Below are 14,845 nucleotides of genomic sequence, written 5' to 3' on the forward strand. Positions count from 1 at the left end.
GCAGAGAGGTCACACCCGTTCCCATACCGAACACGGAAGTTAAGCTCTCTAGCGCCGATGGTAGTTGGGACCTTGTCCCTGTGAGAGTAGGACGTCGCCAAGCAACTAAAAACACAAGTCTTTTGACTTGTGTTTTTTTATTTCCCATGAAATAGGTTAGGTTCTGTTAGTAAAAATGATGAAATATAGTAAGGGATTTTTTGAGCAGAAATATTAAGAAATTGATAAATAAATGGATAATCTTCAGAGCCATAGCTTCCAAGTAAGTCATACCACCAATCTGTTTCATACCTAGAAATCATGCTTAAATTATAGAGCAATAAATAATGAACAAGGAGTTCAGGTAATACTGGCTTAGGATTTCTAGGATCAGTCGTAAGTGGTAAATAATAAGTATTAGTAAGATGTTCATAGTATAAAGGAGTACTGTACATAGGATTCCATGATTGAATGGGCGCCGTAAAAAGTAAATTCGATTCATTAGTTTTCTCAGGTACGTGTCGCATTGATAAATGCTTACAAGATGTTTCAATGTAGCGAGAAAATCTCTCTTTAGTCATATGTAATCGATCTAGTAGGTTGACTGAAAAGGAGAGCTCATTTTTAATTGTTGAATCGATTTTATATAAAGTTGATCCTTTTTGACTATAGCGAAACAAATTTTGTAATTCTGGAATATTTCCCATTAGTTCTAGCATGTTAAATTTTTCTGCTTCTAAGTGTTTCATGTGAAACAGTTGTTCTGCAACATGAGTAAACAATCCGTTTTTTTGTATCTTCACCTCATCTTCTAAAAATTGATACCCTTGTTTTTTTCGTTTGCGAGTTGTAACGCCATGAGCTAAAACAGTAGTGGATTCAGGATAGTTAGGATCAATGGTTAGTAGACATGCTTTAAAAAGTTGACTAATTCCATAAAATAACAACATTGGTTGAATAGAAAATGGAGCTTTCTTATATAATTCATAATAATTTTTCCCGTGTTCTAGGTAATAAATAAAGGGATAACAATTTTCAAAACTTTTTTTTTCGGCATCCTGAATAGAGGATTTTTCATAACAACGGGCAAGATAACGTTGTACATTTTGAGATGAAAAAAAGAAACTTAACTGCTGCCAAGTATAAGATGTTTGATGCATATATTACGCTCCTTTTATTGTCTAAAAATTCTAACATATATATACGTCCTTGACAGTATTTTAACCAATTGATAAGCTACTAATAATAATTTCTGGTATCATAGGGGGAACAATTATGTGGGAATCTAAATTTGTTAAAGAAGGTTTGACTTTTGATGATGTATTACTTGTACCAGCTAGGTCAGATATATTACCAAGAGAAGTAAGTGTTAAAACAGTTTTATCTGAAAGCTTACAGCTAAACATCCCGTTAATTAGTGCAGGAATGGATACAGTAACAGAAGCTGACATGGCTATTGCAATGGCTCGCCAAGGTGGTTTAGGAATTATTCATAAGAATATGTCTATTGAGCAACAAGCAGAGCAAGTTGATAAAGTAAAGCGCTCTGAAAGCGGCGTTATTTCAGATCCTTTCTTCTTAACTCCAGAACATCAAGTATATGATGCAGAACATCTTATGGGAAAATATCGTATCTCAGGTGTACCGGTTGTAAATAATTTAGATGAGCGAAAATTAGTTGGTATTATTACAAACCGTGATATGCGTTTCATCCAAGACTACTCAATCAAAATTTCTGACGTAATGACAAAAGAACAGTTAATTACAGCTCCAGTTGGTACTACACTGGAAGAAGCTGAAAAGATCCTACAAAAGTATAAAATTGAAAAACTCCCTCTTGTTGATAATAACGGTGTATTACAAGGGCTTATTACAATAAAAGATATTGAAAAAGTAATTGAATTTCCAAACTCTGCTAAGGATAAGCAAGGACGCTTATTAGTTGGAGCAGCAGTTGGTGTAACAGCTGATGCTATGCTTCGTATAGATGCATTAGTAAAAGCTAGTGTAGATGCAATTGTACTTGATACAGCCCATGGGCATTCTAAAGGTGTTATTGATAAGGTAAAAGAAGTTCGTGCTAAATATCCATCATTAAATATCATCGCTGGAAATGTTGCTACAGCTGAAGCAACGAAAGCATTAATTGAAGCTGGTGCAAACGTAGTTAAAGTTGGTATTGGACCAGGTTCTATTTGTACAACACGCGTTGTAGCTGGTGTTGGTGTACCACAATTAACAGCAGTTTATGATTGTGCAACCGAAGCTCGTAAACACGGTATTCCAGTTATCGCTGATGGCGGTGTTAAGTACTCTGGTGATATGGTGAAAGCTTTAGCAGCAGGAGCACATGTTGTTATGCTAGGTAGTATGTTTGCTGGTGTTGCCGAAAGTCCTGGAGAAACTGAAATTTACCAAGGTCGTCAATTTAAAGTGTATCGTGGTATGGGTTCTGTCGGTGCGATGGAAAAAGGAAGTAAAGATCGTTACTTCCAAGAAGGAAATAAAAAACTTGTCCCAGAAGGTATCGAAGGACGAGTGCCATATAAAGGACCTTTAGCAGATACAGTTCACCAATTAGTTGGTGGCTTACGTGCGGGTATGGGATATTGCGGGGCACAGGATTTAGAATTCTTACGCGAGAATGCACAATTCATTCGTATGTCAGGTGCTGGCTTACGTGAAAGCCATCCTCATCACGTACAAATTACAAAAGAGGCTCCAAACTACTCATTATAATGTCTTATATACAAATAGACAGAGATTTGATATCTCTGTCTATTTTTTTTTGATTATGTTAGAATAACGGTTATGTGAGTACATAGATATTGGGGGTAACAAAAGTGAAAGGTATGTTTTGCAAAAGATTCATTGCTTTGGTAACAGTGATTACACTAGCTTGTAGCATTTTTATGCCATATAGCAATGCATCAGCTGAAACAGGAGCCGCTTTAAACATTGAAGCAGGTGCGGCAATTTTAGTAGAAGCGAATTCTGGGAAAATTGTATATCAAAAGAATGCAGATGAATTATTATCCATTGCTAGTATGACAAAGATGATGAGTGAATATTTAGTTCATGAAGCAGTGGATAAAGGAAAACTTAAGTGGGACCAGAAAATTAAGGTTTCTGAATATGCATATAAGGTTTCACAAGATGCTTCATTATCAAATGTTGCGTTAGAAAATGGTGGCTCTTATACAGTAAAAGAGTTATATGAGGCAATGGCAATCTTTTCTGCAAATGGTGCAACAATTGCATTAGCAGAAGCAATTGCAGGTAAAGAAGTAGATTTCGTAAAAATGATGAATGATAAATCGAAAGAACTAGGATTGAAAAATTATAAATTTGTCAATTCTACAGGTTTAACGAATAAAGATTTAAAGGGAATGCATCCTGAAGGAACAACAGCGGATGAAGAAAATAAAATGTCTGCAAAGGATGTTGCAACTTTAGCACAACATTTAATTAAAGATTATCCAAAAGTGTTAGATACAGCAAAAATTCCTAAAAAAGAATTCCGTCCAGAAAAAGAGAAGTTTGCAATGTCAAACTGGAACTGGATGTTAAAGGGCTTAGTTAAAGAATATGATGGCGTAGATGGTCTGAAAACAGGCTCAACTCCAGAAGCAGGAGATTGCTTCACTGGTACGGTTGAAAGAAACGGTATGCGTTTTATTTCTGTAGTTATTAAAACAAGTTCTCATACAGCACGTTTTGATGAAACAAAGAAGCTATATGATTATGGATTTGCTAACTTTGAAGTGAAACAAATGTATAAAAAAGGTTCTTCAGTAAAAGGACAAGAAACAGTAAGAGTAGAAAATGCGAAAGATAAAGATGTAGCAGTTCAAACGAAACAAGCTATTTCACTTCCAGTGCCAAAAGGAAGTAAAGATGTTTATAAAACAGAATTAAAAGAATCAAGTAAGGGACAAGAAGCACCTATTAAAAAGGGAGCTGCGCTTGGTCAAATGGTAATTACGCCAAAAGATACAAACGACCCTGGATTTTTAACTGGTAAGTCGTTGCAAGTGGATCTTGTAACAACATCTGAAGTAGAAGAAGCAAACTGGTTTACTCGTGCTATGCGCGGAATTGGTTCATTCTTTAGTGGTATGTGGAATAGTGCTGTTGATACAGTAAAAGGTTGGTTTTAAAAGCTCCTCATGGTAGGGGCTTTTTTTTTATTCCTATTTTTCATACCGACTTTATGAAAAAGTAGTAGACAAGCATCTGATAGTTAGTGGTAGAATGTAAGAGTATTCTTAATTTTCGCCTTTAACGGGGGAAAGCAATTCACCTAGGGGGGTTTTTGTACATGACAAATGTAACAGGGACAGAGCGTGTAAAACGTGGAATGGCAGAAATGCAAAAAGGCGGCGTTATTATGGACGTAATTAACGCTGAACAAGCAAAAATTGCAGAAGAGGCAGGCGCAGTTGCCGTTATGGCATTAGAGCGTGTACCAGCAGACATTCGTGCAGCAGGTGGCGTTTCTCGTATGGCAGACCCAACAATCGTTGAAGAAGTTATGGGTGCAGTGTCAATTCCGGTTATGGCAAAATGCCGTATCGGTCACCTTGTAGAAGCACGTGTATTAGAATCATTAGGGGTAGACTATATCGATGAGAGTGAAGTATTAACTCCTGCTGATGAAGTATACCATTTAAATAAACGTGATTACACAGTTCCATTTGTATGTGGTTGCCGTGATATCGGAGAAGCTGCACGTCGTATTGCAGAAGGTGCATCTATGCTTCGTACAAAAGGTGAACCAGGAACAGGAAACATTGTAGAGGCAGTGCGTCATATGCGCCAAGTCAATGCAGAAATCCGTCAAGTTGCGAGTCTACGTGAAGATGAGTTAATGACATATGCAAAAAATACTGGTGCTCCTTACGAAGTATTACTTGAAATTAAACGTCTTGGTCGCTTACCAGTTGTAAACTTTGCGGCAGGTGGTGTAGCAACACCAGCAGATGCTGCATTAATGATGCAACTTGGTGCTGATGGGGTATTTGTTGGATCTGGTATCTTCAAATCAGAAAACCCAGAGAGATTTGCACGTGCAATCGTTGAAGCAACGACTCATTATGAAGATTACGAACTAATTGCAAGCCTTTCTAAAGGGTTAGGTAATGCAATGAAAGGTATCGAAATTTCAACGTTATTACCAGAACAACGCATGCAAGAGCGTGGATGGTAATTAAAGGAGAACTTTAAAATGGTGAAAATCGGTGTACTAGGTCTTCAAGGTGCAGTTCGTGAACATGTAAAATCAGTTGAAGCAAGTGGTGCCGAAGCTGTTGTTGTAAAGCGTATAGAGCAACTTGAAGAGATTGATGGTCTTATTTTACCAGGCGGTGAAAGTACAACAATGCGCCGTCTTATTGATAAGTATGCTTTCATGGAACCACTTCGCACATTTGCAAAGTCTGGTAAACCAATGTTTGGTACATGTGCAGGGATGATTCTTCTTGCGAAAACACTTATTGGCTATGAAGAAGCACATATTGGTGCTATGGATATTACAGTTGAGCGCAATGCGTTCGGACGCCAAAAGGATAGTTTTGAAGCTGCGCTTTCAATTGAAGGCGTGGGTGAAGACTTCGTTGGTGTATTTATCCGTGCGCCGTATGTTGTAGAAGTAGCTGATAATGTTGAAGTGCTTTCTAAGCATGGTGACCGAATGGTAGCGGTAAGACAAGATCAGTTTTTAGCTGCTTCATTCCATCCGGAATTAACAGATGATCATCGTGTCACAGCATACTTTGTTGAAATGGTAAAAGAAGCGAAAATGAAAAAAGTTGTATAAGTAACTTGCAACTTGTATAAGATTATAGTAAATTGATGGTAACAATTTTATAAAATAAGCGTGTTGATAGGAAATAGTAACAAATGTTGTTTCTTATAGAGAGTCGATGGTTGGTGGAAATCGATAGAAACAGTTTGTGAATCCATCCTGGAATGGAATGTGGAACATCTTTTGGATTAGTAAGCATTCCCGGTGAAGAGCCGTTATTTCTACTTGAGAGGAAAGCGGTAATGCTTTCAACTAGGGTGGCAACGCGGGTTAACTCCCGTCCCTTTATATAGGGACGGGAGTTTTTTGTGTTTTATAAAATAAAAGGAGGAGTATATAATGCTTGATATTAAATTTTTACGTACAAACTTTGAAGAAGTAAAAGCGAAATTACAGCATAGAGGTGAAGATCTAACTGATTTCGGACGTTTTGAAGAACTTGATACGAGAAGAAGAGAACTACTTGTTCAGACAGAAGAATTAAAAAGTAAACGTAATGAAGTGTCTCAACAAATCTCTGTATTAAAGCGCGAAAAGAAAGATGCAGAAGCTCTAATTTTAGAAATGCGTGAGGTTGGAGAAAAAGTAAAGGATTTTGATAACGAACTTCGCACAGTTGAAGAAGACTTAGAAAGATTAATGTTATCTATTCCAAATATCCCTCATGAGTCTGCTCCAGTCGGTGAAACAGAGGATGATAATGTAGTAGCGCGTACTTGGGGAGAAGTGAAAGAATTTACTTTTGAACCAAAACCACATTGGGATCTTGCTACTGATTTAGGAATTTTAGATTTTGAACGCGCTGGGAAAGTAACAGGAAGCCGCTTCGTATTTTACAAAGGTGCTGGTGCAAGATTAGAGCGTGCTTTAATTAGCTTTATGCTTGATCTTCATACTGATGAGCATGGATATGAAGAAGTATTACCTCCATATATGGTAAACCGTGCAAGTATGACAGGAACAGGACAACTTCCAAAGTTTGAAGAAGATGCATTCCGTATTGAAAGTGAAGATTATTTCTTAATTCCAACAGCTGAAGTACCTGTAACGAATATGCATCGTGATGAGATTTTAAATAAAGAGCAATTGCCTATAAGATATGCTGCATTTAGCTCTTGCTTCCGCTCTGAAGCAGGTTCAGCTGGTCGCGATACACGCGGTTTAATTCGCCAGCATCAGTTCAATAAAGTAGAGCTTGTGAAGTTCGTAAAACCAGAAGATTCTTATGAAGAGTTAGAAAAATTAACAAATGATGCAGAACGCGTGTTACAATTATTAGAGTTGCCATATCGCGTTATGAGCATGTGCACAGGCGATTTAGGATTTACAGCAGCGAAGAAATACGATATTGAAGTATGGATTCCAAGCTATGGCACATATCGTGAAATTTCTTCTTGTAGTAATTTTGAAGCTTTCCAAGCGAGACGTGCAAATATCCGTTTCCGCCGTGAGCCAAATGGAAAACCAGAACATGTCCATACATTAAATGGATCTGGTCTTGCAATTGGACGTACGGTTGCAGCTATTTTAGAAAACTACCAACAAGAAGATGGTACAATTATAATTCCAGAAGTTCTTCGCCCTTATATGGGAGGAAAAACAGTTATTAAGTAAATTTAAACATTCATCGGTATGAGTGATTGGTAATTATGAGCGTTGTCAGTACTGTAATGTAGGAAGGGGAAAGTAAAATTTTCCTTTCCTCATAATTTATTTTAGTAGGGTTGACTAACTGTTTTTCTTTTGATATTATATTTGATGTCAATATGGAGGTATACCCAAGTCTGGCTGAAGGGATCGGTCTTGAAAACCGACAGGCGGCGAGAGTCGCGCGGGGGTTCGAATCCCTCTACCTCCTCCAGATATAATTGACAACAGCGCATATAAGTGGAGATTGGAGAACTCGTTACCAACACGTAACGAGTTTTTATTTTAAAACCAATCATAAAGTATGGTGTAAGGTAATTTTGTCCTTATTACACACTCATATTCCGATGATTATCTTCATAGATATGAAAGGAGTCAACATGGATCTTATTATACAAACGTTTCCTTTAGATGGAAAAACTTTATATTATGTACAATGTCCTGTCTGTAAGAACAATAGAATTTTAAACAGTGGTGCAAATGTGTCACGCATTATAAGTGATGATACATTCCGTAAACTTTGTGGTTGCACTTGTGATGTAAAGCAAGCTGAGACAAAAGTAGAGGCACCAAAAAAGGTTGAAAAACCAGCTGTAAAGAAAGAGGCAGCTCCAAAACGTACAGGTAAAGTATTAACGGCAGTAATTAACGGGAAAGAAATGACTGTTAAAGAGATTGCTGAAGCATACGATATTAGTACAAGTACTGTTCGTCAGCGTATTAACGCAGGAAAACCTGAGAGTGAAATTATTGCTCCAACAAAGAAGAAGTAATTTAATAGGAAAACCCGTGCATATGCACGGGTTTTTTATTTTACAAGTTTACGTGTTTGTTTTAAAAAATGGCCAATTTTTTTAATGATTGGTTCGATTGAATCACCATCTTTTAAAATATCGTACTCATTAATATTTAAGCGTAATACAGGACATGAATTAAAGTTGTTAATCCAGTTTTCATAACGTCCATGCATTTCTTTCCAGTACTCAATTGGTGTTTGCTGTTCCATTGGGCGCCCACGTTCTTGAATGCGATCGACAATATCATCGAAAGAACCTTCTAAGTAAATTAATAAGTCTGGATGAGGGAAGTAAGGAGTCATGACCATAGCGTCAAATAAACCTTTGTATGTTTCATAATCAGTTTCCGTCATTGTACCTTTTTCATGATGCATCTTTGCGAAAATTCCAGTGTCTTCGTAAATGGAACGATCTTGAACAAAACCGCCACCATATTCAAAAATTCTTTTTTGTTCCTTAAATCGTTCTGCTAAAAAGTACACTTGTAGGTGGAAGCTCCAGCGAGTGAAGTCCGCATAGAATTTGTCCAAATATGGATTGGAATCTACTTTTTCAAATGATGTGCGATAACCTAAAGCATTAGCTAATGCAGTTGTCATAGTTGATTTACCCACACCTACCGTTCCGGCGATAGTGATTACTGCATCATTGGGTATATCATATTTTTGCCTTAAATTCATTATTATTTCGACTCCTTTAAGAGAGTATTTTGAAGGGCAGATAGGATGACGTTTAAATCATCAGGATTTTTTACAAAATCCATATCGTCTCCATTAAATTTCAATACTGGTATCTCCGGATGATCTTTTCTAAAAGTATCCATTGCTGTTTCATAATCTTTTGTGAGCTGTAGTAAGTAATTTGGATCCATGTTTTTTTCAAATTCTCTTCCGCGCAAGGCGATTCGTTTTTGCAATGTTTCTAGGCTAGCTGTTAAATAAACAATGACATTTGGCACAGGCATATCTTGTGTAAGGATACGATAAATTTGCATGTACTTGTCATATTGAGAGTCTTTTAATGTGCGGGATGCAAAAATTAAATTTTTAAAGATATGGTAATCTGCTACTACTGGTTTCCTTTGATTCAAATACTTTATGTTAATATCTTCTAATTGTTTGTATCTATTACAAAGAAAGAACATCTCTGTTTGAAAACTCCATTCGTCGATGTCTTCATAAAACTTTCCTAAAAAGGGATTTTCATCAACAATCTCTTTTAGTAAGTGGAGTTGCATGTGAGTTGAAATTTCCTTCGCAAGTGAAGTTTTTCCAACACCAATTGGTCCTTCAACCGTGATAAATGGTACTCCGGTCACGCTGTTTCCTCCTTTCAATCAGTGATTTACCGTGACTACTAAAAACACAAAACAGAATTATTGTAGCACAAGAGGGAAGCGAGTGGGTTAATTTGATATAAAAAGTTAGAAAATAGATATATGTATTAATTAAATTTTATTTTGGATGACGATGTTATATTTGCTTTCAATGTAGTTTCCATTATTTTTAAAGCATGTATATTATCTTGGTCGTTGTTAGAGGCGATACAATCCTGTGGTACATACAATTTATAATTTCTCATATGAGCATCATTAGCTGTAAATAGGATGCATATATTCCCGGCAACTCCTGTTAATATTAGATTTTCTATTTTTAAATAACCTAGTAATGAATTTAAAGGTGTTTCATAAAAAGCGGAATAATGTGGTTTAATAAAAATGTAATCATCAGAACTTGGAGCAATCTTATGAATTATATTTTCACTATATTTATTTGTACAATGAGTAATAAGTTGGTCGATATCAGATCTCCAAAGTTGATAATGGTCATTAACGTAAATTATAGGATAGCCGAAGGATTTCATTTTTTTCTTTAATTGTAAAATAGGGTTTGTTATAGTTTCGCATTTTTGAGCTAGAATGGGTCCGTGGGAAAATTGAAAATCATTAATCATATCGATAATGAGCAAGGCGGTATTTTTCATATGTAATCCCTCTCTTTTTCTTTTAGGGTGGATTGAATTTGTAAAAGTTATCCCCTGTGCAGTAAATGGAAATAAGTGTACTTTATTTGTAATGAAAGGACTATGTTATGGAACAAGATCGAGATATTTATTTTATGCAATTAGCGATAGAAGAAGCTAAAAAGGCGGAGGAAATGCAGGAAGTACCAATTGGAGCAGTTATAGTGTTAGATGGTGAGGTAATTAGTGTTGCTCATAATTTAAGGGAAACTGAGCAAAGATCAATAGCTCATGCTGAGTTGCTAGCGATAGATGAGGCGTGTAAAAAATTAGGGACATGGCGTTTAGAAGATGCAACATTGTATGTAACATTAGAACCTTGTCCAATGTGTGCGGGTGGAATTGTTTTATCGCGAGTGAAGCGAGTTGTATATGGTGCAAGTGATCCGAAGGGCGGATGTGCAGGGACATTGATGAATCTTTTAACGGATGAACGATTCAATCATCAATGTGAAGTAGTAACTGGTGTACTTGAGGAAGAATGCGGTACGTTGTTAACAAACTTTTTTAGAGAGCTTCGTAAAAAAAGAAAAGCGATAAAAAAATTGGAGAAAAGCAATGGGAACTAACGTATTTGCATTTTATAAAGAAACAAGTTATACTGATAATGCCTTTAATGAAGGCAACCGAATATTGGTTTTAACTTTGCCGTGCTAAGCGGGGAGGTAGCGGTGCCCTATACTCGCAATCCGCTCTAGCGAGGCCGAATCCCCTCTCGAGGTTATGTTGCTGTAAGGTCTGCCTTAAGTAAGTGGTGTTGACGTTTGGGTCCTGCGCAACGGGACCCCGTGAACCTTGTCAGGTCCGGAAGGAAGCAGCAATAAGCGGGTCTTCTCGTGTGCCGCAGGAGTGCCTGAACCGAGCTAACTGCTTGAGTAACGCTTATGGTACGTAATCGACGGAGGGTGCACGGCAGTTATATATGTATACAAAACTCACCTTAATACAAAGGTGAGTTTTTTGTATAGAAAATAACTTTTGGAATCTATAAACAGAATGGGTTATAATAAATGAGATAATAACCTTTGAGGGAGGCCGTATTTTCGTGTCATACCAAGCGTTATACCGAACATGGAGACCGCAAAAGTTCGAAGATGTAGTCGGTCAAAAGCACGTGACAAAAACGTTGCAAAATGCCCTTCTTCAAGAGAAAGTTTCACATGCTTATTTATTTTCTGGTCCGAGGGGAACAGGAAAAACGACAATTGCAAAAGTATTTGCAAAAGCGATTAACTGTGAACATGCTCCGGTAGCTGAACCTTGTAATGAATGTCCTTCTTGTTTAGGAATTACACAAGGATCCATTTCAGATGTATTAGAAATTGATGCGGCTTCAAATAACGGTGTAGATGAAATTCGAGATATTAGAGATAAAGTAAAATATGCTCCAAGTGCTGTAGAATATAAAGTATACATTATTGATGAAGTTCACATGCTTTCTATGGGTGCATTCAATGCGCTTTTAAAAACCTTAGAAGAGCCGCCAGGACATGTTATCTTTATTTTGGCGACAACAGAACCTCATAAGATCCCGCCTACAATTATTTCGCGTTGTCAGCGTTTTGAATTCCGAAAAATATCAGTGAATGATATTGTTGAGAGATTATCAACAGTCGTGACGAATGAAGGTACGCAAGTGGAAGATGAAGCATTACAAATTGTTGCACGTGCTGCTGAAGGTGGTATGCGTGACGCGCTTAGTCTTATTGATCAGGCTATATCTTATAGTGATGAGATTGTTACGACAGAAGATGTATTGGCGGTAACAGGATCTGTTTCTCAGCAATACTTAGGCAATTTAGTAGAATGCATACGTGAAAATGATGTATCAAGAGCATTACAGATCATAGATGAAATGATGAGTAAAGGGAAGGATCCAGTTCGTTTTATGGAGGATTTCATTTACTATTATCGTGATATGCTTTTATATCAAACTTCACCGCAACTAGAACATATGTTGGAACGAGTAATTGTAGATGATCAATTCCGTAAGTTGAGTGAAGAAATGCAACCGGAAGTGATCTATGAGATTATTCATACCCTTAGTAAGGGACAACAGGAAATGAAGTGGACAAATCATCCGCGTATTTTCTTAGAAGTTGTTATGGTGCAGTTGTGTCAACAGTTTATGATGCAAGCAAACGGTACGGATCGTTTGCAAGCAATTATGAACAGGATGCAGCAATTGGAGAAAGAGTTAGAGCAAGTCAAAAAGAACGGTGTGCCAGCTGGTGTACAACAGGAAGTAAGAGAGACACGTGCAACACCAAAACCCGTACGAACAGGAAGTATGAAGATTCCTATCGGGCGTGTAAATGAAGTATTAAAACAAGCGAAGCGTCAAGATTTAGAACAATTAAAAGCTGTATGGGGTGAGTTGTTAGGAAGACTCAAATCATATAACAAAGTAGCGTTTGCTGTTTTACTAGAAAATAGTGAACCAGTGGCAGCTTCAGATGACACTTACGTTTTAGCATTTCAATATGAGATTCACTGTAAGATGGCGAGCGAAAATCGAGAAGCTATGGATACAGTAGAACAAGCTTTATTTGAATTGCTAAGTAAAAGGTTAAATATGATTGCCATTCCAAAAAGTGAATGGGGTAAAATCCGTGAAGACTTTTTACAACGTGAAGGTGGAGAGTCTGAAGAAAGCCCGGAGAAAAAGGAAGACCCTCTTATAGAAGAGGCAGTGAAATTAGTAGGACAAGAACTCATTGAAATAAAAGAGTAATAATAATTAGGAGGAATTAATTATGATGCGTGGCGGAATGGGAAATATGAATAACATGATGAAACAAATGCAAAAGATGCAAAAAGACATGGCGAAAGCACAAGAAGAGCTTGGTGAAAAAACAGTTGAAGGTACAGCTGGCGGCGGAATGATTACAGTTATTGCAAATGGTCACAAGCAAATTCTTGAAGTGAAGATTAAAGAGGAAGTTGTAGATCCAGAAGATATCGAAATGTTACAAGACTTAGTGTTAGCTGCAACAAATGATGCACTTAAAAAGGCCGATGAGCTATCAAACTCTACAATGGGTAAATTTACAAAAGGCTTAAACTTACCAGGTGGAATGTTCTAGGGGGATATTGATACATGCATTATCCAGAGCCAATATCAAAACTAATCGATAGTTTTATGAAGTTGCCAGGTATCGGACCGAAAACAGCGGTTCGATTGGCATTTTTCGTATTAGATATGAAAGAAGATGATGTGTTAGGTTTTGCGAAAGCACTTGTAAATGCGAAGCGAGATTTAGCGTATTGTTCTGTATGTGGACATATTACTGATCGTGATCCTTGTTATATTTGTAATGATTCGCATCGAGATCAATCAGTTGTTTGTGTCGTGCAAGAACCGAAAGATGTAATCGCGATGGAAAAAATGAAAGAGTATCAAGGTGTATATCATGTGTTACGTGGTGCGATTTCTCCTATGGAGGGAATTGGACCGGAAGACATTAATATCCCGCAACTCTTAAAGCGACTACATGATGAAACGGTACAAGAAGTAATATTAGCAACAAACCCTAATATTGAAGGGGAAGCTACAGCGATGTATATCTCCCGCCTCTTAAAACCTACAGGCATTAAAGTAACTCGTATTGCACATGGTCTGCCAGTTGGTGGAGATTTAGAATATGCAGATGAAGTGACACTATCGAAAGCGTTAGAAGGTCGCAGAGAAGTATAAGAGGAGAAACAAAAATGTTCTTTCAAAAAAAGGGTAAATTGCGTAAAGAGTATGATGATAAGTTAATTGTACTTTTGGAAAAAGTGAAGAATGAGTGGTTACGTCAGAAGAGAATGGTTGAACAAAGTGTAGAACCATCTCAAGATGTCATTTGTTCTTTGAAGATAGCAGAGGCGAAATATTTCTTCTTGTTGAAAGAAGCAAAGCGTCGTCCTGTAAAAATGGAACAATGGTAAAGGGTTCTGCTTTCTAAGCAGGCCTTTTTATTTTATTTGTTAAAATGCTGAGGTGTTGTTTCATTTTGTTTATATGAAAGAGATGTCGCTTATGATAACTGTTCTTTTTTATTGCCTTGTCCCATACAAATAGATGTATAGGTCATTCATAAGGAGGAAAAGATGAATTCTACAATTATTATTGTTGGCATTCTTACTTTAGTGTTTATTTTTCTTGTTTTTGGTGTTGCCTCTAAGCCATTGCGTTTTATAGGTAAGGTGATTTTTCATGTTACTTTAGGCATAGCGTTGCTTTTTATCGTAAATGTTGTAGGGACATATTTTGATTTTCATATCCCGATTAACATGGGTACAGCAGCAATAACGAGTTTATTAGGCCTACCGGGTGTGGCAGCATTAGTGATTATTAAGCTTTATATTATGCCAAGATAAAATTATTTTGGCGTTTTTTTTAAAAGTGTTGACTATTAAATGATTAGTATGGTAAATTAATAAGCGTCGTCAGGAACGAAAGAAAAAAGTTGTTGACAGATTTAACGAGAAATGTTAAATTATAAAAGTCGCTGAAACGCGATATTGAACTTTGAAAACTAAACGAAACAAACAACGTGAAACGTCAATTTTTATTTTTAGATGCTAGACAAACTAACTTTATTGGAGA

Annotated in this window: 16 protein-coding genes, 1 tRNA gene, 1 rRNA gene, 1 other RNA gene and 1 other annotated feature; of the genes, 15 read left to right on the top strand and 4 right to left on the bottom strand. The window is 36.9% G+C overall.

Annotated features, from left to right (window positions below; genetic code table 11):
• Positions 1 to 103, top strand: a 5S ribosomal RNA gene (gene rrf, locus MR160_RS29020); the annotation flags it as partial.
• A 34-nt stretch (positions 104 to 137) separates the two neighbouring features.
• Here rrf and MR160_RS29025 read toward each other — a convergent pair.
• A complete protein-coding gene (locus tag MR160_RS29025) occupies positions 138 to 1,139 on the bottom strand; it encodes a YaaC family protein (RefSeq protein WP_000554297.1) in 1,002 nt (333 codons plus the stop codon).
• Between the two features lie 115 nt (positions 1,140 to 1,254).
• Between MR160_RS29025 and guaB the strand changes: the two genes are divergently transcribed.
• The 7 genes from guaB to MR160_RS29060 all read left to right on the top strand — a co-directional run bounded on the left by guaB (position 1,255) and on the right by MR160_RS29060 (position 8,205).
• Complete coding sequence (guaB, locus tag MR160_RS29030) at positions 1,255 to 2,718, top strand: IMP dehydrogenase (protein WP_000264089.1); 1,464 nt, start codon at positions 1,255 to 1,257, stop codon at positions 2,716 to 2,718.
• 113 nt (positions 2,719 to 2,831) lie between these two features.
• On the top strand, positions 2,832 to 4,139 hold the full coding sequence (dacA, locus tag MR160_RS29035; protein WP_127057751.1) for a D-alanyl-D-alanine carboxypeptidase DacA: 1,308 nt from the start codon (positions 2,832 to 2,834) through the stop codon (positions 4,137 to 4,139).
• 161 nt (positions 4,140 to 4,300) lie between these two features.
• A complete protein-coding gene (gene pdxS, locus MR160_RS29040; RefSeq protein WP_000186158.1) occupies positions 4,301 to 5,188 on the top strand; it encodes a pyridoxal 5'-phosphate synthase lyase subunit PdxS in 888 nt (295 codons plus the stop codon).
• 18 nt (positions 5,189 to 5,206) lie between these two features.
• Positions 5,207 to 5,797, top strand: coding sequence for a pyridoxal 5'-phosphate synthase glutaminase subunit PdxT (gene pdxT, locus MR160_RS29045; RefSeq protein ID WP_000238785.1), 591 nt, complete (start codon positions 5,207 to 5,209; stop codon positions 5,795 to 5,797).
• A 54-nt stretch (positions 5,798 to 5,851) separates the two neighbouring features.
• Positions 5,852 to 6,073, top strand: a binding site (T-box leader).
• A gap of 51 nt (positions 6,074 to 6,124) precedes the next feature.
• The gene (gene serS, locus MR160_RS29050; RefSeq protein ID WP_000884174.1) at positions 6,125 to 7,399 is read left to right on the top strand and encodes a serine--tRNA ligase; all 1,275 of its coding nucleotides are present in this window, start codon (positions 6,125 to 6,127) and stop codon (positions 7,397 to 7,399) included.
• 154 nt (positions 7,400 to 7,553) lie between these two features.
• Positions 7,554 to 7,646, top strand: a tRNA-Ser gene (locus MR160_RS29055).
• 166 nt (positions 7,647 to 7,812) lie between these two features.
• Complete coding sequence (locus MR160_RS29060) at positions 7,813 to 8,205, top strand: sigma factor-like helix-turn-helix DNA-binding protein (protein WP_000364195.1); 393 nt, start codon at positions 7,813 to 7,815, stop codon at positions 8,203 to 8,205.
• A gap of 35 nt (positions 8,206 to 8,240) precedes the next feature.
• On the opposite strand, the gene MR160_RS29065 is transcribed toward MR160_RS29060, so the two are convergent.
• The 3 genes from MR160_RS29065 to MR160_RS29075 form a co-directional block, all read right to left on the bottom strand.
• Complete coding sequence (locus tag MR160_RS29065; protein ID WP_001053585.1) at positions 8,241 to 8,909, bottom strand: deoxynucleoside kinase; 669 nt, start codon at positions 8,907 to 8,909, stop codon at positions 8,241 to 8,243.
• 2 nt (positions 8,910 to 8,911) lie between these two features.
• The gene (locus MR160_RS29070; RefSeq protein ID WP_000148217.1) at positions 8,912 to 9,547 is read right to left on the bottom strand and encodes a deoxynucleoside kinase; all 636 of its coding nucleotides are present in this window, start codon (positions 9,545 to 9,547) and stop codon (positions 8,912 to 8,914) included.
• A gap of 125 nt (positions 9,548 to 9,672) precedes the next feature.
• On the bottom strand, positions 9,673 to 10,212 hold the full coding sequence (locus MR160_RS29075; protein ID WP_000798738.1) for a cysteine hydrolase family protein: 540 nt from the start codon (positions 10,210 to 10,212) through the stop codon (positions 9,673 to 9,675).
• Between the two features lie 107 nt (positions 10,213 to 10,319).
• On the opposite strand from MR160_RS29075, the gene tadA reads away from it, so the two are divergent.
• The 7 genes from tadA to MR160_RS29110 all read left to right on the top strand — a co-directional run bounded on the left by tadA (position 10,320) and on the right by MR160_RS29110 (position 14,616).
• Positions 10,320 to 10,820, top strand: coding sequence for a tRNA adenosine(34) deaminase TadA (tadA, locus tag MR160_RS29080; protein WP_000434341.1), 501 nt, complete (start codon positions 10,320 to 10,322; stop codon positions 10,818 to 10,820).
• A gap of 79 nt (positions 10,821 to 10,899) precedes the next feature.
• Positions 10,900 to 11,164, top strand: an RNA gene (gene ffs / locus MR160_RS29085) — signal recognition particle sRNA large type.
• A gap of 132 nt (positions 11,165 to 11,296) precedes the next feature.
• Entirely contained in the window at positions 11,297 to 12,985 is a 1,689-nt protein-coding gene (gene dnaX / locus MR160_RS29090; protein ID WP_000121560.1) for a DNA polymerase III subunit gamma/tau, read from the top strand.
• A gap of 25 nt (positions 12,986 to 13,010) precedes the next feature.
• Complete coding sequence (locus MR160_RS29095) at positions 13,011 to 13,337, top strand: YbaB/EbfC family nucleoid-associated protein (RefSeq protein ID WP_014894853.1); 327 nt, start codon at positions 13,011 to 13,013, stop codon at positions 13,335 to 13,337.
• A 14-nt stretch (positions 13,338 to 13,351) separates the two neighbouring features.
• Entirely contained in the window at positions 13,352 to 13,948 is a 597-nt protein-coding gene (recR, locus tag MR160_RS29100) for a recombination protein RecR (protein WP_000559169.1), read from the top strand.
• Positions 13,949 to 13,962: 14 nt separating this feature from the next.
• Positions 13,963 to 14,184, top strand: coding sequence for a YaaL family protein (locus MR160_RS29105; RefSeq protein ID WP_000466019.1), 222 nt, complete (start codon positions 13,963 to 13,965; stop codon positions 14,182 to 14,184).
• A 162-nt stretch (positions 14,185 to 14,346) separates the two neighbouring features.
• Entirely contained in the window at positions 14,347 to 14,616 is a 270-nt protein-coding gene (locus MR160_RS29110) for a pro-sigmaK processing inhibitor BofA family protein (RefSeq protein WP_001089273.1), read from the top strand.
• Positions 14,617 to 14,845: the final 229 nt, after the last annotated feature.

This window comes from Bacillus cereus group sp. BfR-BA-01382 (genome assembly GCF_022663475.1).
GTDB classification, from domain to species: domain Bacteria; phylum Bacillota; class Bacilli; order Bacillales; family Bacillaceae_G; genus Bacillus_A; species Bacillus_A thuringiensis_S.